This window comes from Rahnella sp. AN3-3W3 (assembly GCF_003263545.1).
GTDB lineage: Bacteria > Pseudomonadota > Gammaproteobacteria > Enterobacterales > Enterobacteriaceae > Rahnella > Rahnella variigena.
The window spans coordinates 169,759-188,160 of the sequence record NZ_JYDG01000004.1; the positions used below are offsets into that span (position 1 = coordinate 169,759).

At 51.2% G+C, this 18,402-nt stretch carries 16 protein-coding genes; 5 read left to right on the forward strand and 11 right to left on the reverse strand.

Annotation, left to right across the window (positions count from 1 at the left end; translation table 11 throughout):
• Window positions 1-15: 15 nt before the first annotated feature.
• Window positions 16-1,188, reverse strand: coding sequence for a glutamine-hydrolyzing carbamoyl-phosphate synthase small subunit (gene carA / locus UC15_RS02665; RefSeq protein WP_112286988.1), 1,173 nt, complete (start codon window positions 1,186-1,188; stop codon window positions 16-18).
• A gap of 249 nt (window positions 1,189-1,437) precedes the next feature.
• Between carA and UC15_RS25610 the strand changes: the two genes are divergently transcribed.
• Window positions 1,438-1,680, forward strand: a complete 243-nt coding sequence (locus UC15_RS25610) for a hypothetical protein (RefSeq protein WP_157960954.1) — start codon at window positions 1,438-1,440, stop codon at window positions 1,678-1,680.
• Here UC15_RS25610 and dapB read toward each other — a convergent pair.
• Complete coding sequence (gene dapB / locus UC15_RS02670; RefSeq protein ID WP_112286989.1) at window positions 1,666-2,487, reverse strand: 4-hydroxy-tetrahydrodipicolinate reductase; 822 nt, start codon at window positions 2,485-2,487, stop codon at window positions 1,666-1,668. The two genes, UC15_RS25610 and dapB, sit on opposite strands and share 15 nt — an antisense overlap.
• A 686-nt stretch (window positions 2,488-3,173) precedes the next feature.
• On the opposite strand from dapB, the gene UC15_RS02680 reads away from it, so the two are divergent.
• Entirely contained in the window at window positions 3,174-4,319 is a 1,146-nt protein-coding gene (locus UC15_RS02680) for a porin (protein WP_112286991.1), read from the forward strand.
• A 160-nt stretch (window positions 4,320-4,479) separates the two neighbouring features.
• Window positions 4,480-5,355: an SMP-30/gluconolactonase/LRE family protein gene (locus tag UC15_RS02685; RefSeq protein ID WP_112286992.1), complete on the forward strand. Its 876-nt coding sequence runs from the start codon at window positions 4,480-4,482 to the stop codon at window positions 5,353-5,355.
• 68 nt (window positions 5,356-5,423) lie between these two features.
• Here UC15_RS02685 and ispH read toward each other — a convergent pair whose 3' ends face one another.
• From ispH to ribF, 5 genes are all read right to left on the reverse strand, one after another.
• Window positions 5,424-6,377 (reverse strand): 4-hydroxy-3-methylbut-2-enyl diphosphate reductase, encoded by a 954-nt coding sequence (ispH, locus tag UC15_RS02690; protein ID WP_112286993.1) that lies wholly within the window; start codon window positions 6,375-6,377, stop codon window positions 5,424-5,426.
• Window positions 6,358-6,828 carry an FKBP-type peptidyl-prolyl cis-trans isomerase gene (gene fkpB, locus UC15_RS02695; protein WP_112286994.1) on the reverse strand — a complete coding sequence of 157 codons (471 nt, stop codon included), beginning with the start codon at window positions 6,826-6,828 and terminating at the stop codon, window positions 6,358-6,360. The genes ispH and fkpB overlap by 20 nt, the downstream gene beginning before the upstream one ends.
• Window positions 6,829-6,833: 5 nt before the next feature.
• Window positions 6,834-7,340, reverse strand: a complete 507-nt coding sequence (gene lspA, locus UC15_RS02700) for a signal peptidase II (protein WP_112286995.1) — start codon at window positions 7,338-7,340, stop codon at window positions 6,834-6,836.
• Window positions 7,340-10,156 carry an isoleucine--tRNA ligase gene (gene ileS, locus UC15_RS02705; protein ID WP_112286996.1) on the reverse strand — a complete coding sequence of 939 codons (2,817 nt, stop codon included), beginning with the start codon at window positions 10,154-10,156 and terminating at the stop codon, window positions 7,340-7,342. Before ileS ends, lspA begins: the two co-directional genes overlap by 1 nt.
• A 61-nt stretch (window positions 10,157-10,217) precedes the next feature.
• On the reverse strand, window positions 10,218-11,156 hold the full coding sequence (gene ribF, locus UC15_RS02710; protein WP_013577063.1) for a bifunctional riboflavin kinase/FAD synthetase: 939 nt from the start codon (window positions 11,154-11,156) through the stop codon (window positions 10,218-10,220).
• 439 nt (window positions 11,157-11,595) lie between these two features.
• Here ribF and rpsT point away from each other — a divergent pair, with 439 nt between their 5' ends.
• Window positions 11,596-11,859 (forward strand): 30S ribosomal protein S20, encoded by a 264-nt coding sequence (rpsT, locus tag UC15_RS02720; RefSeq protein WP_013577064.1) that lies wholly within the window; start codon window positions 11,596-11,598, stop codon window positions 11,857-11,859.
• Window positions 11,860-11,941: 82 nt separating this feature from the next.
• On the opposite strand, the gene nhaR is transcribed toward rpsT, so the two are convergent.
• From nhaR to dnaK, 4 genes are all read right to left on the reverse strand, one after another.
• A complete protein-coding gene (gene nhaR / locus UC15_RS02725; RefSeq protein WP_112286998.1) occupies window positions 11,942-12,829 on the reverse strand; it encodes a transcriptional activator NhaR in 888 nt (295 codons plus the stop codon).
• A gap of 65 nt (window positions 12,830-12,894) precedes the next feature.
• Window positions 12,895-14,070, reverse strand: a complete 1,176-nt coding sequence (gene nhaA, locus UC15_RS02730; protein ID WP_112286999.1) for a Na+/H+ antiporter NhaA — start codon at window positions 14,068-14,070, stop codon at window positions 12,895-12,897.
• 230 nt (window positions 14,071-14,300) lie between these two features.
• Window positions 14,301-15,434, reverse strand: coding sequence for a molecular chaperone DnaJ (dnaJ, locus tag UC15_RS02735; protein ID WP_112287000.1), 1,134 nt, complete (start codon window positions 15,432-15,434; stop codon window positions 14,301-14,303).
• Window positions 15,435-15,533: 99 nt separating this feature from the next.
• Window positions 15,534-17,435 (reverse strand): molecular chaperone DnaK, encoded by a 1,902-nt coding sequence (gene dnaK / locus UC15_RS02740; RefSeq protein WP_112287001.1) that lies wholly within the window; start codon window positions 17,433-17,435, stop codon window positions 15,534-15,536.
• A 317-nt stretch (window positions 17,436-17,752) separates the two neighbouring features.
• On the opposite strand from dnaK, the gene satP reads away from it, so the two are divergent.
• Window positions 17,753-18,352, forward strand: coding sequence for an acetate uptake transporter (satP, locus tag UC15_RS02745; protein ID WP_112287002.1), 600 nt, complete (start codon window positions 17,753-17,755; stop codon window positions 18,350-18,352).
• Window positions 18,353-18,402: the final 50 nt, after the last annotated feature.

Here is an 18,402-nt window from a genome sequence, read left to right on the forward strand (position 1 = left end):
TTTCTTGCTCCTGATTTATTTGCCTGTAAGAGTGGCGTCGTTTTTATTGGTAGTGCGAAAAGCTTCAATCAGTTCAATGAAGTGGTCGAACAGCGGTGCCGCATCGTGCGGGCCCGGACTGGCTTCAGGGTGCCCCTGGAAGCTGAACGCCGCTTTATCGGTGCGATGAATTCCCTGCACCGTGTGGTCGAACAGTGATTTGTGGGTCACGCGCAGGTTGGCAGGCAGACCGGTTTCATCAACTGCAAAACCGTGGTTCTGCGCGGTGATCATCACGATATCTTTATCGATATCTTTTACCGGGTGGTTACCGCCGTGGTGGCCGAGCTTCATTTTTACGGTCTTCGCGCCGCTGGCCAGTGCCAGTAACTGGTGACCGAGACAGATGCCGAATACCGGAATGTCAGTTTCCAGGAAGGATTTGATCGCCGCGATCGCGTAATCACATGGCTCCGGGTCACCCGGGCCGTTGGACAGGAAGATACCGTCCGGATTCATCTTCAGCACTTCTTCTGCCGGCGTTTGCGCAGGAACCACAGTCAGGCGGCAACCGCGATCCACCAACATGCGCAAGATATTACGCTTCGCGCCGTAGTCGTACGCCACCACATGGAATGGCAGCTCTTCAGATTTCTTCGCTTCCGGCAGTTCGCCTTCCAGCGTCCAGCTGCCTTGCTGCCAGCTGTAGGATTCTGTCGTCGTCACTTCTTTCGCCAGATCCATCCCTTTCAGCCCCGGGAACGCTTTGGCTTTTTGCAGCGCCAGTTCAGCATCCGGTGAATCGCCCGCAATGATGCAGCCGTTCTGTGCGCCTTTTTCACGTAACAGGCGGGTCAGTTTGCGGGTATCAATATCGGCGATGGCAACGATGTTGTTGCGCTTGAGATAATCAGAGAGGTTTTCTTCACTGCGGTAATTGCTGGCAATCAGAGGTAAATCGCGAATGACCAGGCCTTGAGCGTGTACTGCGGAGGATTCTGCATCAGCGGCGTTAGTGCCGACATTACCGATATGGGGATAAGTGAGAGTGACAATCTGGCGGGAATAGGAAGGATCAGTGAGGATTTCTTGATAACCGGTCATCGACGTATTGAAGACCACTTCCCCCACTGCCGACCCTTCTGCCCCGATGGCCCGACCGTGGAATTGGGTTCCGTCTTCCAGAACCAATAGCGCTGACTTTATCAAAGCATCCTCCAAGAATAATAAATCACAATATCTGCATATTAATTCAGATAACCCGATCTAAATCAATGCAAAAATCGCTCCCAAAGGCAATTTTTGGCAAATTGCGCGCATTCTAATGATGGCAGTACGGTTTGTCTACCAAAAGCACCAATATTTCTCTTCTTTTCGTACAACTCAGAGAAAAGGCTCTCTGACTGGCATAAAAATAGTGACTAAGTCGCCATAGTAACCGTTTGCGGGAGAGGATGTGTGGAAAATGACGAGAAAAGGGGAATTGTTACAGAACCGGAGAGTGGTCGCGTTCAAAAAACATGCAATACATCAGATAAAACCAGTGAAAACACCATAAAAATGACAACACAGAGACAAAAACAAGCTAAACACTTATTTTTTAAAAAAAAGAGAAGGGCAATCAAGGAACTGCCCTTTTATCAAAACATTATGACCAAAACAACCACATCACATCTAAATCATCTTTTACAAATTTTCTAAACCAAGCACGTCTCGCATGTCATAAAGACCGGCTTTATGTGAAGAAAGCCACTTACCCGCACGAACAGCGCCATTTGCGAATGTCATGCGGCTGGAAGCCTTGTGCGTTATCTCAACGCGCTCACCGATATCTGCAAACATCGCGGTGTGTTCACCGACGATATCGCCTGCACGAATCGTGGCAAAACCAATACTCTTTGGATCACGTTCACCGGTATAACCTTCACGGGCATAGACCGCACACTCTTTGAGATCACGGCCTAATGCACCGGCAATTGCTTCACCCATCGCCAGTGCTGTACCTGATGGTGCATCAACTTTATGACGGTGGTGCGCTTCCACGATTTCAATATCCGTGTAATCGCCCATGACTTTGGCCGCCTTTTCCAGCAGCTTGAGGACAACATTCACGCCAACGCTGAAGTTGGCGGCAAAAACGACCGGAATGATCTCCGAAGCCTGCTTAATTGCGGCCTTACCGGCATCATCAAAGCCCGTGGTCCCGATAATCATGCCTTTATGGTGCTTCTGGCAAAATTCCAGATGCGCCAGCGTGCCTTCCGGACGGGTGAAGTCGATCAAAATATCGAAGTCGTTCGTCACAGCATCCAGATTGTCATGCACTTTAATGCCCATAGTACCGACACCGGCCAGTTCACCCGCATCGGCACCCACTAAGGAAGAACCCGAACGTTCCAGCGCTGCGCCCAACACCACGCCATCGGCATCGGATACGGCCTGAATCAGCTGCCGGCCCATGCGGCCACCTGCGCCAACAATGGCCATGCGAATATCAGCGTTACTCATAATTACTCTCTTCTTATAGGGGTTCTGCCATGAAACAGAATCAGGTTATCGGCCCCGCCATGAGGGAGCCAGCGAAATTGCCTCATAATTAGAAAATTATGATACAGGCCGGTTAATATCAGTAAAAGCTATCCGGTTTCAGGTTACTAAACGTAGGGTTTTGTGTTAAACCGCCGACAGAACTGGAACTTGACGGGCGAAACTCACCAAAAAGTCCCTGAAAACGCCATTCGCATAATCATGCAATAACCTGCATAAACTCCGCCATTTAAACACCTCAGTCACCTTATCACTCACTCTCGTGATTTTACCACCGTCCTTCAAAGCACCGTCTGACAATATGTTATTCAGGAATAAAGCGAACATGTCGGCGATATCTGCGCACTTTTGTTCCTGCTGCCGTAATGACAAATAATGCATCAAACGCAGCATTTCTTAGATCTGAAACATTAAATTTTTATTATATCTACACAAATAATATTGATAAAACCAATGATTGTGGTAATAAATAGCAACCTAATTTTAACTGCGGAAATTTGATTTAACCGCAGTAAAAATGAGTAGCCTGGCATCATAAGGCGCGTCTTCACCCTCACCAGACAGTCATCAGTGAGGGGAAAAATAAAAATACAGGGCCAATATTGTTGCTGATTTTTCTAATCAGCATGTTGGCACAGGGACTCAAGATGAAATTCAAACTAAACAAAGTCGCCCAGGCGACTACTGCTGGCCTGCTCTTCGGCTTAGCCTCTTTCGCTTCACACGCAGAAATCACCCTGATTAAACAAGACCCGCAGCCGAACGATCCGCTGAGCCGCCTGCAATTCCAGGTTGGCGGGAGTATTCGTCCGCAGTTCCAGTTCCAGAATGGCGTGAAAAACTACAAAACTAACGGTTTTGATGGCGGTACACGTTTCCGTTTCTCCACTGATTATTATCTGTTTGATGATATCAGCTGGATTAACTACTACGAACTGGGTGTCAATATCCCGGCCCTGACGGGCTGGGACAATCACCACGCAGATGGCGCGCATAACACCAGCCGCCGTATGCTTTATACCGGTCTGAAAAGCAAAACCTACGGGCAGCTGACTTTCGGTCAGCAAAACAGCGTTTACTACGATGTGGTCGGTGCGAAAACCGATATCTGGGATTACGACATGCTCGCCCAGGCGCCGGGTAATGGTGTGAACGGCGACTACGACGGTTCTTATCGTTCCCGTAAGATGCTGAAATACAAGAATACCTTCGGCGACGCCGATGTGTATGCCTCTTACCTGTTCGAAGACAACGAGTTGCTGACCGGCAAAAATGGCCTGCGTTACAAACGTAACGGCGGTGGTTCCGTCGGTGTGGATTATCACATCACCAAAGATCTGACCTGGGGTACGGCGTACAACTACACCGACGCAGAAATGAGAAACCCTGGCGATAACACCTCTAAAGACTACAACCAGAGCATTGTCGGTACCGCACTGAGCTGGAAACCAGGCAACTGGACAGCGTCCTTCGGCGGCGGTTACTACCATGACTTCCTGACCACTGGCGTGAAAACTGAAGACAGCTTCTTCGCGGGCGACGCTTACGGTCTGGAATACTTCCTGGGTTACGCTTTCCCAATCAATCAGCTGGCAGTTAAAACCATTCAGCCATACTTCATGGGTGACCGTCTGACCTATGTGACTGGCCGTAATTACCAGCGTATTGATAACGGGCTGGGCGTGTCCTTCCAGCTTGATTACGGCTTCCGTGTTGATTACGAGCACGTGTTCACGTCCTCTACCGATAACCTCGGTGATATGAACCTGATCCGTCTGCGTTACGACTTCTAAGCCTTAACGATTGAACCCTAAGGGCCGGCTTTACGTCTTATTGACTGGCTGGCCCTTTCTTTTTACATCATTTCACCTATCCCGCAGAAGCAAAGCCAGACTAGACTCATAGAGACAGTTGTCGCTATATCCACTTTGTAACCTGCAGGAGAGCTTTGCGATGTCAGCATTATTCCGGTCCGACATAACTGCCATTGGCGACTATCGAGCCGAATTGGGTGAAACTCCCGTCTGGTGCCAGCGCACACAATCTTTGCTATGGGTCGATATTCTGGCTCAGCGCGTTCTGCGCTACTGGCCCGATACCGGGCAAACTGAAATCCATGAGCTTCCCGCCGTCACCAGCGCCGTGTTGCTGACCGAAAAGAGAAATCAATTTTTGCTGGTTTCCGTCGACGGGATCCACCTCTACGATTACGAGCAAAAATCCCGCCAGAAGCTTTGCGATTATCCCGGTGCCGAAGGCACGCGGCCGAACGAAGCCGCTGTCGCCCCCGACGGTTCGCTGTGGTTCGGTACGCTCGATATTAAGGAAGAGAAGGACAACGGCGAATGGTTCCGCTATGAAGCAGGGGCAGAAAAACCTGAAATGATGCTCGATGGTGTCGGTTGTACCAACACGCTGGTCTGGCATGAAGGTAAAGTCTGGTTCGCGGACAGCAAGAAAAAACGCTTCTTTTCCGCCAACGCCCGCCGGATCAATCCGCTGAAAATATCCTGCTTCTCTTCAGGCGATAAAATCCCGGATGGTTCAGCACTGACACAAAATGGCTGGCTGATCACCGCATGCTGGGGATCGAAATGCCTGCTGCGTCAGCAGATTAATCAGGGTGAATTACTGAAGCTTGATACGCAACCGGTGCCGGTGACACAACCGAGTTGCTGCACGTTTGGTGGTCCGGATATGACTGAGCTGTTTATCACCTCAGCCCGTAAAAACCTCGATGCGCCGCATGCGCTGGAAGGTGCGTTACTGCATGTAGAAACCACCACGGTGGGTGCGCCGCAAAATTTGTTTAAACTCGAAAAACCTTAATTGCCTTCGGGTTTCAGCGATAAAAAAACCGGCCACAGTGAGCCGGTTTTTCATTTTAAAGCCTGATGTCAGTCGATCTGTTTTACATCTACGCGCAGCTCTTTCGGCACTTCGAACACGATATTTTCTTCGCGTCCTTCGATGTTAATCACATCGAGGCCACCAAAGGTTTTCAGCTTACTGATCACGTCCTGCACCAGAATATCCGGTGCAGATGCGCCTGCCGTTACGCCAATGCTTTTTGCATCTTTCAGCCAGCTTTCCTGAATATCAGCCGCCGAGTCGATGAGATAAGAAGGCACACCGACACGCTGGGCGAGTTCCGCCAGACGGTTGGAGTTTGATGAGTTTTTCGAGCCAACCACCAGCACAACATCTGCGCCATCCGCCAGCGTACGCACGGCTTCCTGACGGTTAGTGGTGGCGTAACAGATATCATCTTTGCGCGGCCCGACAATGTTCGGGAAACGATCTCGCAGCGCATCAATGATCGCTGAAGTATCGTCAACCGATAGCGTGGTTTGCGTCATAAAGCACAGGTTGTTTTCATCTTTCACCTGCAATTTATACACATCCTCCGGCGCTTCAACCAGATACATGCCCCCGTTCGGGTTGCTGTACTGGCCCATCGTGCCTTCCACTTCCGGGTGACCGGCATGACCAATCAAAATGGCTTCGGTGCCTTTACGACTGGCGCGCGCGACTTCCATATGTACTTTGGTTACCAGCGGACATGTCGCATCAAACAGCATCGTCAGGTCACGGGCTTTCGCTTCTGCGCGCACAGCCTGAGAAACGCCGTGGGCGGAGAAGATCAGAATTGAGCCATCCGGCACTTCGCTGATTTGCTCAATGAAAACCGCTCCGCGCTGACGCAGGCTGTCGACCACATAGCGGTTGTGAACCACTTCATGACGCACATAAATAGGCGCGCCGTAAATTTCCAGCGCACGTTCAACGATACTGATTGCGCGGTCAACACCCGCGCAAAACCCTCTAGGGTTAGCCAGCAATATCTGCATGTTTCCCCTCAAGCTCCGGGTCAATTTCCAGAACTTCAATATCGAAATCGATATGTTGCCCTGCCAGCGGATGGTTGAAATCTACAGTGATGGAATCTTCGGTCACTTCACGGACAACGCCCGGCATTTCACTGCCATCGCGGCCGCTGAACAACATGATGGTGCCGACATCCGGCACCCCTGTTTCCTGAAAATCACGACGGGAGAAGAACTGAACCAGATCCGGGCTTTTAGTCCCGAATGCCGATTCAGGGGCTAACGTGAATGCACGTTTATCCCCCACGTTCAGCCCTAGCAGCTGATTTTCCAGCGCGTCAGACAAGCTGCTGTCGCCAAGGCGAAACAGCGCAGGTTTCCCATTAGCGCGGGTCGATTCTGCCGTCGAGCCGTCTTCCAGCTTCAACGTAAAATGCACCAGCACGGCGCTGTCGTGTTTCACCTGTTGAGACATAATTCTTATCCTTTGCTCTTCGTGGCTTCATTCGGTTTAGCCAGAAAACCTTCCAGCACCACCATTGCTGCACCGACGCAGATAAAACTGTCGGCCAGATTGAAGGTCGCGAAATGCCAGCTACCGACATAAAAATCGATAAAGTCGACCACGAAACCGTGGTACAGGCGGTCAAACAAGTTACCGAGTGCGCCACCGATAATCATAGCGAAGGCAATGTTATTCAGCTTCTGCTTCGCGCTGCCGCGATACATCAGCACGACCAGCGCCACGACGATAACCAGTGCGATTAACGCGAAGAACCAACGCTGCCAGCCGCCTTTATCTGCCAGGAAACTGAACGCTGCACCATGGTTCTGGGCGTAGAACAGATTTAAATACGGGATCAAAGGCATGGATTCGCCGAGCTGGAAGTTTCCCATAATGAGAAACTTACTGCCCAGATCCACGATAATGACCACGACCGCCAGCCAGAGCCAGCGGAGTCCGGTGGAACAAATCGATTTACTCATTATGCAAACTTACGCTCTTCGCCGTCGCCAGCGATGTTAGTGACACAACGGCCGCAGATATCGCTATGTTCCGCGTTCTGGCCGACGTCAGTAGTGTAATGCCAGCAGCGCGGACATTTGTCGCCTTCCGCTTTCGCCAGACCGATTTTCAGGCCTTTGAGCAATTCACTTGGCACAGCGGCATCGTCTGCTTCAGACAGCGCGGCAACTTTCGCACCTGAAGTCAGCAGCACGAAGCGCAGTTCGTTGCCCAGAGAACGCAGGTCGGCTGCCAGTGCATCATCAGCAAACAGCGTGACCGCCGCTTCCAGAGAACCGCCCAGACGTTTATCAGCACGCGCCTGTTCAATCACTTTATTCACTTCGCCACGGACTTTCAGCAGCTCATCCCAGAACGCATCGTTCATGGATTCGTTGCCCGCGAGACCGAACAAACCGTCATACCATTCTTCGGTAAAGACAAATTTCTCACGGCTGCCCGGCAGTTCAGCCCAGATTTCATCTGCGGTGAACGACATGATTGGCGCCATCCAGCGGACCAGTGCTTCGCTGATATAGTAAAGCGCGGTCTGGCAGCTGCGACGTGCAACGCTGTCGCTTTTAGCGGTGTACTGGCGATCTTTAATGATATCCAGATAGAAGGAACCCATTTCGATCGAGCAGAACTGCATCAGGCGCTGAACCACACCGTGGAAATCATAGGCTTCATACGCGGCAATGATTTCTTCCTGAGCGGCTTTCGCACGGCCAACAGCCCAGCGATCCAGAACAACCATGTCTTCCGGAGCCACGCTGTGCAGCGCCGGATCGAAACCGTTAAGGTTCGCCAGCAGGAAGCGCGCGGTGTTACGGATGCGGCGATAAGAATCCGCAGCACGTTTGAGGATTTCGTCGGACACAGCGATTTCGCCGGTGTAATCCGTTGATGCCACCCACAGACGCAGAATGTCGCCACCCAGCTTATTCATCACGTCTTGCGGCGCGATGGTGTTGCCGATGGATTTAGACATTTTGCGGCCCTGACCATCCACGGTGAAACCGTGCGTCAGAACTTGTTTGTAAGGCGCTTTGCCTTTCATGGCAGTCGAAATCATCAGGGAAGACATGAACCAGCCACGATGCTGGTCAGAACCTTCCAGATACAGATCCGGCGAATGACCGTTAAATTCAGGGCGCACATCCACAACGGAAGAATGTGTTGAACCGGAGTCAAACCACACGTCCAGCGTATCCGGCACTTTGACGTAATCGGCAGCGTCCGCACCCAGAATGTCTTCCGGATTCAGATCCCACCACGCCTGAATGCCATCCACTTCAACACGTTTAGCGACTTCTTCCATCAGCTCAATGCTGCGCGGATGCAGTTGCTCGGTGTCTTTGTGAACGAACAGAGACATCGGCACGCCCCACGTGCGCTGACGGGAGATACACCAGTCAGGACGGTTAGCGACCATGTTTTCGATACGCGCCTGACCCCAGTCCGGGATCCACTGCACGCCTTTGATCTCTTCCAGAGACTGCTGACGCAGACCTTTCTGATCCATACTGATGAACCATTGTGGCGTAGCACGGAAGATGATCGGCGTTTTGTGACGCCAGCAGCACGGGTAGCTGTGCGTGATTTTCTCAACGTGCAGCAATGCGCCTTTTTCGCGCAGCAGTTCAACGATCAGGTCGTTGGCTTTAAAGACGAATTTACCGTCCAGCGTCGGGTAAGTGCCTGGCAGGTAGCAGCCGTTCGGCCCTACTGGGTTGGCCACTTCCAGACCGTATTTCTGGCCGATGACAAAGTCATCCGGACCGTGGCCTGGTGCGGTATGCACGGCACCGGTACCGGCATCGAGCGTTACGTGGTCACCCATGATCGCCGGAACGTCGAAACCAAGGAACGGGTGTTTGAAGCGCAGCAGCTCGAGATCCGCACCTTTACACTCGCCCAGGATGGTCCATTCTGTGATACCGGCGCGTTTCATGACGCTTTCAACCAGATCGGTTGCCAGGATCAGGCACTGGCCTTCAACCTGAACCAGCTGATAAGAAAACTCAGGGTTCAGTGAAATCGCACGGTTAGCAGGCATGGTCCACGGCGTGGTGGTCCAGATAACCAGTGAGATCGGGCCGTTAAAATCAGATACGCCAAACTTCGCAGCCACGGCGGCAGCGTCAGTCGCGTTGAACGCCACATCAATAGAAGGAGACGCTTTGTCGTAATACTCAACTTCTGCTTCTGCCAGGGATGAACCGCAATCTGTACACCAGTGAACCGGCTTAGCCCCTTTGTGCAGGTGGCCGTTACCGATGATTTTACCCAGCGCACGAATAATGTTGGCTTCAGTTTTGAAGTCCATGGTCAGGTACGGGTGATCCCAGTCGCCCAATACGCCCAGACGGATGAAGTCTTTCTTCTGGCCTTCAACCTGCTCTGCTGCGTATTTACGGCACGCTTCACGGAATTCTGCCGCAGTGACTTTCTCGCCCGGCTTGCCGATCAGTTGCTCGACTTTCAGCTCGATTGGCAGACCATGACAGTCCCAGCCCGGAACATACGGCGCATCAAAGCCCGCCAGTCCTTTGGACTTAACGATCATGTCTTTAAGAATTTTGTTTACTGAGTGACCAATATGAATGCTGCCGTTCGCATACGGAGGGCCGTCATGCAAAATAAAGGTTTTCTTGCCTTTCTTGGCAGCACGAATAATCCCGTACAAATCCTGGTCATACCAATTTTTCAGCATGTCAGGTTCACGCTTGGCCAGATCGCCACGCATCGGGAACCCTGTTTCCGGCAAATTCAGGGTGTTCTTGTAGTCACTCATAGATTCTCGGTTCCGTTTTCGGCTGGATTCCAGGCTTTGTTACACGCCTGTCAGTACATGTTTAGCGCAGTGTCTTTAACCCAAAGAATTCCCGGGCCGTCACTTCATCGTTCGCAATCTGTTGCTTTAAAGCATCAAGCGAGGAGAAACGCTGTTCGTTGCGCAATTTCGCGCGGAGCACCACGTCAATGTGGCGCCCGTATAAATCTAATGTGGTGTCGAGAAGGTGCACTTCCAACTGCTTGCGCACACCACCGACTGTCGGACGTATTCCTATGTTCGCCACGCCCGGCAAAGGTTCAGGCCCGAGGCCTAAGACTTCAACGGCATACACGCCGCGTACCGGTGAAACGACTCGCTTGAGCGGGACGTTGGCGGTCGGGAAACCAATGGTACGTCCCAGCTTATCGCCGTGAACAACACGCCCTGAGATACTGAACGGATGGCCGAGTAAGTTTTCGGCCAGGGCTAAATCGTCATCCCGCAGCGCATTACGGATAGCCGTACTGCTGATGCGGTTCTCCCCTTCACGGAAAGTTTGCGTGCTGATCACTTCAAAGCCGTATTCTTCCCCGGCTTTCTGCAATAGCTCAAAATCTCCCAGACGACTGGCACCAAAACGGAAATCATCCCCGACAGTCAGGAATTTAACGCCCAACTTTTCGACCAGCAGTTGCGAGATAAAGGCCTGCGCCATGTGGGCAGCGAATCGGGGTTCGAAACGCACACATAAAAGATAATCAACGCCGCACTCTGCCAGATACTTGGCTTTGTCGCGCAAACTGGTCAGTCGTGCAGGTGCTTTATCACCAGCAAACAGCTCCAGAGGCTGCGGCTCAAAAATCATTACCATCACCGGTAACCCCAGACGTTGACCTTCCAGCTTCAGCTGTTCAATCAGGGCCTGGTGGCCACGGTGTACACCATCAAAATTGCCAATAGTCAGCACACATCCATGATGACGTGCTCGAATATTGTGTATTCCGCGAATTAGCTCCATAGCTGGCTCAAATCCAATGCTGACTCATAAAGATGGAAATCGGCGGATTATACCTTGTACAGCCTCCAAGGTTAACCAGCGATTAGCAGGATCTCACCATTCTCTCTTGCATACGGCAGATATTGCGGTTCAAATGGCGGCGTGGCGATGAAAATCTTTCGTTGCATACAGGGAATGCGTGACTTTTCGCATAAACAAAGCGTTAATGGCCGTAGTGGGCAGTTTGTACACTCTCCTGTCGATTTTTCTCGCGAAAGACTGTATTCCGATGCCGGAAGCTGTTAAAATCCTGCGCCATCACAACGTAACAAGCGACGATCGAAGTTTACTCTTTAAAACGCCGCTTATTTGCACAAATCCGTTGACAAAAGAAGACCGAAAAGGCATATTCCTCGGCCTTTGAATTGTTCATCAATAGAAAAATATTTGGGAGTTGGCCTTGGCTAATATCAAATCAGCTAAGAAACGCGCCGTACAGTCAGAAAAACGCCGTAAGCACAACGCGAGCCGTCGTTCTATGATGCGTACCTTTATCAAGAAGGTATACGCGGCTATTGCAGCAGGCGACAAAGCTGCTGCACAAAACGCATTTAACGAAATGCAACCAATCGTGGACCGTCAGTCTTGCAAAGGCCTGATCCACAAAAATAAAGCAGCGCGTCATAAGTCAAATCTGACTGCGCAAATCAACGCAATGCAATAATCGCATTACGCTGAAATGCTTGATAAAAAAACCGGCTCACGCCGGTTTTTTTATATCTGAAATTTGAGTCACACGCGAGAAGCTACACAAACAGCGCCGTGAAATCGGTGTGACAAACCCGCTGTACCGAAGGATGCTGAATCATACGCTCCGCAAAAATCACGTAGTACTCCTCCATAATCCCCTCCAGCCGCCCGACCTCTTCAATTTTTTCATCCTGAAATTCTGTCGAAGAATAGATAGCCGGTGCGACAAAAATCGCATTATTGTTCATTCCGAAAGCTTTCATCAGCGCCGCATCATCAAACTCACCCAGAATATTGACGTTAAGTCCCTTCGTGTTAAACCAGTTAAGCAGCTTGCGCCCCAGCATGGATCGCCGACCGGGAATTAGCAAAGGCCGCTGCTCGAGACAGGCTGGAAAACTCATTTCCGACATCGGCTGGCAGCAAAAGAAGCTGATCGGGCTTTCACCCAGCTTAACGGAGAACAATCCTTCCTGCTGCGTGGAGTCCACGGGGCAATCTGACAAAATCATATCCAGCTTGTGCAGACTCAGCTGCTCAAGCAGCATTTCGTGCGTTGATTCAAAGCAGCGCAGATGAATTTTCGCATTGTCCGGCACGGCCGCTTCCAGCACCCGGCTGACCAGGCGTTTGGATAGCGCATCCGCCACACCCACATCAAACAGCAGGCTCGACTCTTTACGGTAATTCACGATATCCAGCATTTCCTGACTAAGCGTGAACATTTTGTCCGCATAGCGATATACCAGTTGCCCCAGCTCAGAAGGTACCAGACCGCGCCCCTGACGTTTGAACAACTTGCCATCCAGTCTTTCTTCCAGTGATTTAATCTGGCCGGTGATGGTCTGCGGCGTCAGATACAGTGCCTCTGCGGCTCCCACGACAGAACCTGATTTACACACGTGCCAGAAATAATACAAATGGTTGTAGTTAATATGAGGCATGGTTTCATCCTTTCTGAAGTATGAAGTCAGCATCATGCTGCGCGGTTTCCCGCACAGCACAGAGTTTAATGATGCGCTTTTTTCGGCAAAGCGCGGCTCAGCATCAGGAAACCTATAACTGCTGAAGCCACTGATCCCATCAGAATGCCCATTTTTGCGTAAGTCAGCAGCGCCGGATCAAGTGAAGCAAATGCCAGTGAGCCGATAAAAATGGACATGGTGAAGCCAATTCCGCACAGCACGGACACCGCTGCAATCTGGCTAAACGTAATGCCGGATGGCAGACGGGTGATGCCCAGTTTCAGAGCCAGACCGCCGAAAAGAATGATGCCTAACGGTTTACCCAGCAACAGCCCCGCCATGATACCTATCGGCAACATTGAAAACGCACCGGCAGCCGTCACGCCATGCAACGAGATACCGGCATTGGCGAAAGCAAAAACAGGCAGAATAAACCAGGCAACGTAAGGATGAATTCCATGCTCCAGGCGACGCGCCGGTGAGGTTTTATTCTCTTTGGTTCTGAGCGGGATAAGAAATCCGAGGATCACACCCGCCAGCGTCGCGTGAATACCTGATTTTAGTACGCACACCCAGAACACGGCGCCAATGAGCAGATACGGCGTTAGCTTGGTGATACCACGCCAGTTCAGCCAGGCCAGAACCGCGATACACGCCGCAGATAACCCAAGCGCAATCATTGAGACATCATGGCTGTAGAACAACGCAATGATAACGATCGCACCCAAATCATCGATAATGGCCAGTGCCAGCAGGAACACTTTCAGGCCAGTTGGCACGCGGGACCCCAGCAGTGCCATCACACCCAGCGCAAAGGCAATGTCCGTGGCTGCCGGAATAGCCCACCCCTGACGAGCAATGTCGTCACCGCCGTTAAACAGTAAGTAGATCAGAGCCGGAACGATCATGCCACCCAGTGCGGCAATCGCCGGGAACAGAGCCTGTTCGCGATTTGCCAGCGCGCCTTCACACAGTTCACGCTTCACTTCCAGGCCAATCATCAGGAAAAATACTGCCATCAGCCCGTCGTTAATCCACAGCAAAAGCGGTTTGTCGATCAGCAATTCAGAAAAACGCAGCGTAACCGGAATATCCAGAAACGCCTGATACGCCCCCTGCAATGGGGTATTCGCCATAATAAGCGCCACGATAGCGGCAAGGATCAGTACGATGCCGCCTGCTGCCTCTAAGCGTAAAAACTGACGAATGATATTCGACATTCTGACTCTCCTGTAAAAAGGCGTGGCGATAAAAGGATTGCCACAATGGAATGCGCGAATTGTACGCACTGAATCACTTCGTAAAAAGTCGATTATTTCTGGAGTATAGCTCGGTTTTTACGAGCTGTGCGACTTTGCATTTTCTTTATAAAACCCATAAAAAAATCCCCGGAGCGTAAACCGCTACCGGGGATTTTATCTGGCTTTCAGCCGCTGAAGTCAGCGACAGATTAGCGGGTCAGATCATCAAAGAACTTTTTCACGCCATCCAGGAAACTTTTAGAACGCGGGCTGTTTTTTTCACCCGATACGCCACCAAAGCTTTCTTCCAGATCACGCAGCAATTGCTTCTGCTTCTCGCTCAGGCTGACCGGCGTTTCAACGACCACACGGCACATCAGGTCGCCCTGAGCACCACCACGGACAGATTTCACACCACGTCCGCGCATACGGAACATTTTGCCCGTTTGCGTTTCGGCAGGGATCTTCAGACTCACGCGGCCATCCAGCGTTGGCACTTCAATTTCGCCACCCAGTGCAGCCATGGCAAAGTTGATTGGCACTTCGCAGTACAGGTTATTGCCTTCACGCTCAAAGATTTTGTGCGCTTTAACCTGAACCTGAACGTACAGATCGCCTGACGGAGCACCGTGCTCGCCCGCTTCGCCTTCACCTTCCAGACGAATACGGTCGCCGGTATCGACCCCCGCAGGAATTTTCACTGACAGAGTTTTAGAACGTTCTACGCGGCCATGACCGTGACATTTGTTGCACGGATCTTTAATCACTTTACCGCGGCCCTGACAGGTCGGACACGCCTGCTGGACTGTGAAGAAGCCCTGACGCATCTGAACCTGGCCAGCACCATGACAGGTCGGACAGGTGGCCGGAGAGCTGCCCGCTTTCGCGCCGCTGCCGTGGCAGACGTCGCATTCATCCAGTGTCGGGATGCGGATTTCTTTGGTGACACCACGAACGGCCTCTTCCAGAGTCAGATCCATGTTGTAACGCAGATCAGAACCCCGGCTGGCACGCTGACGGCGACCGCCGCCAAAGATGTCGCCAAAGACGTCACCAAAGATGTCGCTGAAATCTGCACCGCCGCCGCCGTAACCGCCGCCACCGCCCATGCCACCTTGTTCAAAGGCTGCATGACCGTACTGGTCGTAGGCCGCACGTTTTTGCGCATCGGTCAGGATTTCATAAGCTTCTTTAATTTCTTTAAACTTACTTTCAGACTCTTTATCGCCCTGATTGCGGTCAGGGTGATGTTTCATTGCCAGGCGCTTATAAGCCTTTTTGATTTCACGCTCATCCGCTGTTTTGGATACGCCTAAAATCTCGTAATAATCTTGCTTCGCCATGCTTTAACCTACCCTCAACATGCGTGCACGGGCGTAGAGTTTCCTCGACGCCCGTGCTGGTTATCAGTAAAACTTCTTACTGTGCCCGCTTAAGGGCGATTATTTTTTGTCTTTAACTTCTTCGAATTCAGCGTCAACAACGTCGTCATCTTTCTGCGCGCTGTTATCGCCGCCTTCAGCCTGGCCTTGCTGCTGAGCCATTTCCATCAGTTTGCCGGAAACCTGTACCAACGCCTGGATTTTCGCTTCGATATCAGCCTTGTCTTCACCTTTAGCCGAAACTTCCAGTGCTTTCAGGGCTTCTTCTACTGCGGTTTTGTCTTCAGCTGGCAGTTTGTCGCCGGCGTCTTCCAGTTGCTTACGGGTACCGTGGATCAGGTGATCCGCCTGGTTGCGGGTCTGAACCAGTTCTTCAAACTTACGGTCAGATTCAGCATTGGCTTCAGCATCGTTGACCATTTTCTGGATTTCTTCTTCACTCAGACCAGAAGATGCCTTAATGGTGATCTTCTGCTCACGGTTGGTAATCTTGTCTTTCGCAGACACATGCAGAATACCATCGGCGTCAAGGTCGAAGGTCACTTCGATCTGTGCCTGACCGCGAGGCGCTGCCTGAATACCATCCAGGTTGAATTGACCCAGAGATTTGTTATCACTTGCACGTTTGCGTTCACCCTGCAACACATGGATGGTTACTGCAGACTGGTTGTCTTCCGCAGTAGAGAACACCTGGCTGTGTTTAGTCGGGATGGTGGTGTTTTTAGTGATCAGCGGAGTCATCACGCTGCCCATGGTTTCGATACCCAGAGACAACGGAGTCACGTCCAGCAGCAGAACGTCTTTCACGTCACCTGCCAACACACCGCCCTGAACTGCTGCACCGATTGCCACAGCTTCGTCCGGGTTCACGTCTTTACGTGGTTCTTTACCAAAGAATTCAGCAACTTTCTTCTGAACCATTGGCATACGGGTCTGACCACCCACCAGGATAACGTCCTGAATGTCAGAAACTGACAGACCTGCGTCTTTCAGAGCCACTTTCAGTGGTTCGATAGAACGGTTAACCAGGTCTTCTACCAAAGATTCCAATTTTGCACGGGTCACTTTGATGTTCATGTGTTTTGGACCTGACGCATCAGCAGTGATGTACGGCAGGTTCACGTCAGTTTGCTGAGCTGAAGACAGTTCGATCTTCGCTTTTTCAGCAGCTTCTTTCAGACGTTGCATCGCCAGTGGATCGTTACGCAGATCCATGCCTTGCTCTTTCTTAAATTCTTCAACGAGGTAGTTGATCATGCGGCTGTCGAAGTCTTCACCACCGAGGTGAGTATCACCGTTGGTTGCCAGAACTTCGAAAGTTTTTTCGCCGTCAACTTCGTCGATTTCGATAATAGAGATATCGAAAGTACCACCACCGAGATCGTATACCGCGATAGTGCGGTTACCGATTTCACGATCCAGGCCATAAGCCAGTGCCGCTGCGGTTGGTTCGTTGATGATACGTTTAACTTCCAGACCTGCGATACGGCCGGCGTCTTTAGTTGCCTGACGCTGAGCATCGTTGAAGTAAGCAGGTACGGTGATAACCGCTTCAGTCACTGGTTCGCCCAGATAATCTTCAGCAGTTTTCTTCATTTTCTTCAACACTTCTGCAGAGATCTGCGGAGGTGCAATTTTCTGACCTTTAACGTCGATCCAGGCGTCGCCATTGTCAGCGCCTACGATCTGGTAAGGCATAATGCCTTTGTCGCGTTGAACTTCTTCGTCCTGGAAGCGACGGCCAATCAGGCGCTTGATCGCAAACAAGGTGTTCTGCGGGTTAGTCACAGCCTGACGTTTAGCCGGAGAACCTACCAGAGTCTCGCCATCTGCCGCATAAGCGATGATGGAAGGAGTGGTGCGGTCGCCTTCAGCATTCTCCAGTACACGAGCAGTCGTGCCATCCATGATAGCTACACAAGAGTTGGTGGTGCCCAGGTCGATCCCAATAATTTTACCCATCTAAAACGTCTCCACTTAAATTCATATTCGTTCAGGTTGCTACTGTATATGTGGCCGATCTTTACGATTTCAACAGCCCCATTTAACGGATTTCCCGACGGTAACAACTGCGGTTGGGAATAAGATGGGGCCATGCTGCTCAGCATCAAGGGGCAAAGTGAAAAAAAATCTTCAATTGCTGTTACGCCAGATCAATGTTTGCTGACGCAACCCTCCTTATGATGCCGCGCGCTTCCAAAGATATGTGGCTTTTTTACCCATTTCCAAGCGTTCTTCCCCCGATTATCAATTAATAATAATTCCGATACAGAGGATCTATGCACAGTAAACCCTTAGCAAATCCAGGCCCGCTCGGGCTGATGGGATTTGGTATGACCACTATCTTATTGAATTTACACAATGCAGGCTTTTTCCCTCTCACCGCAGTGATTGTGAGCATGGGCATTTTTTATGGCGGACTGATTCAGATCCTCGCCGGGATGATGGAATTTAAAAAAGGGAACACGTTCGGCACGACCGCGTTCACTTCATATGGTGCCTTCTGGCTGAGCCTGGTTGGCATCCTGATGCTGCCACGCATGGGCCTGGCTGACGCCAGCAGCGAAAGTTTCCTGGGCGCATATCTCGGTGTGTGGGGTGTTTTCACTTTATTCATGTTCTTTGGCACCCTGAAAGCGAACCGTGGCATTCAGGTTGTTTTCGGCAGCCTGACAATTTTGTTCGCCCTGCTGTGCTACGGAAATATGACCGGCAACACCGCAGTTCTGCATTTTGCGGGCTTTGAAGGTATTTTCTGCGGTGCCAGCGCGATTTATCTGGCGATGGCTGAAGTACTGAATGAACAGTATGGCCGTACGGTTCTGCCTGTCGGCGAGCCGAAAAAACAGGCTGCGCACGTTGATGCTGTCGTTGCATAACAGTTATGCCTGAGATGATAAAGCCCTGCATTTGGACTGACCCCATAAAG

Bases quoted from the DNA above. Each gene is read 5' to 3' on its own strand.
- lspA (WP_112286995.1), bottom strand. From the start codon at position 7,340: ATGAGTAAATCGATTTGTTCCACCGGACTCCGCTGGCTCTGGCTGGCG.
- dnaK (WP_112287001.1), bottom strand. From the start codon at position 17,435: ATGGGTAAAATTATTGGGATCGACCTGGGCACCACCAACTCTTGTGTA.
- UC15_RS02680 (WP_112286991.1), top strand. From the start codon at position 3,174: ATGAAATTCAAACTAAACAAAGTCGCCCAGGCGACTACTGCTGGCCTG.
- satP (WP_112287002.1), top strand. From the start codon at position 17,753: ATGCACAGTAAACCCTTAGCAAATCCAGGCCCGCTCGGGCTGATGGGA.
- ispH (WP_112286993.1), bottom strand. From the start codon at position 6,377: ATGCAGATATTGCTGGCTAACCCTAGAGGGTTTTGCGCGGGTGTTGAC.
- ribF (WP_013577063.1), bottom strand. From the start codon at position 11,156: ATGGAGCTAATTCGCGGAATACACAATATTCGAGCACGTCATCATGGA.
- nhaR (WP_112286998.1), bottom strand. From the start codon at position 12,829: ATGCCTCATATTAACTACAACCATTTGTATTATTTCTGGCACGTGTGT.
- UC15_RS02685 (WP_112286992.1), top strand. From the start codon at position 4,480: ATGTCAGCATTATTCCGGTCCGACATAACTGCCATTGGCGACTATCGA.
- dapB (WP_112286989.1), bottom strand. From the start codon at position 2,487: ATGAGTAACGCTGATATTCGCATGGCCATTGTTGGCGCAGGTGGCCGC.
- nhaA (WP_112286999.1), bottom strand. From the start codon at position 14,070: ATGTCGAATATCATTCGTCAGTTTTTACGCTTAGAGGCAGCAGGCGGC.
- fkpB (WP_112286994.1), bottom strand. From the start codon at position 6,828: ATGTCTCAACAGGTGAAACACGACAGCGCCGTGCTGGTGCATTTTACG.
- ileS (WP_112286996.1), bottom strand. From the start codon at position 10,156: ATGAGTGACTACAAGAACACCCTGAATTTGCCGGAAACAGGGTTCCCG.
- dnaJ (WP_112287000.1), bottom strand. From the start codon at position 15,434: ATGGCGAAGCAAGATTATTACGAGATTTTAGGCGTATCCAAAACAGCG.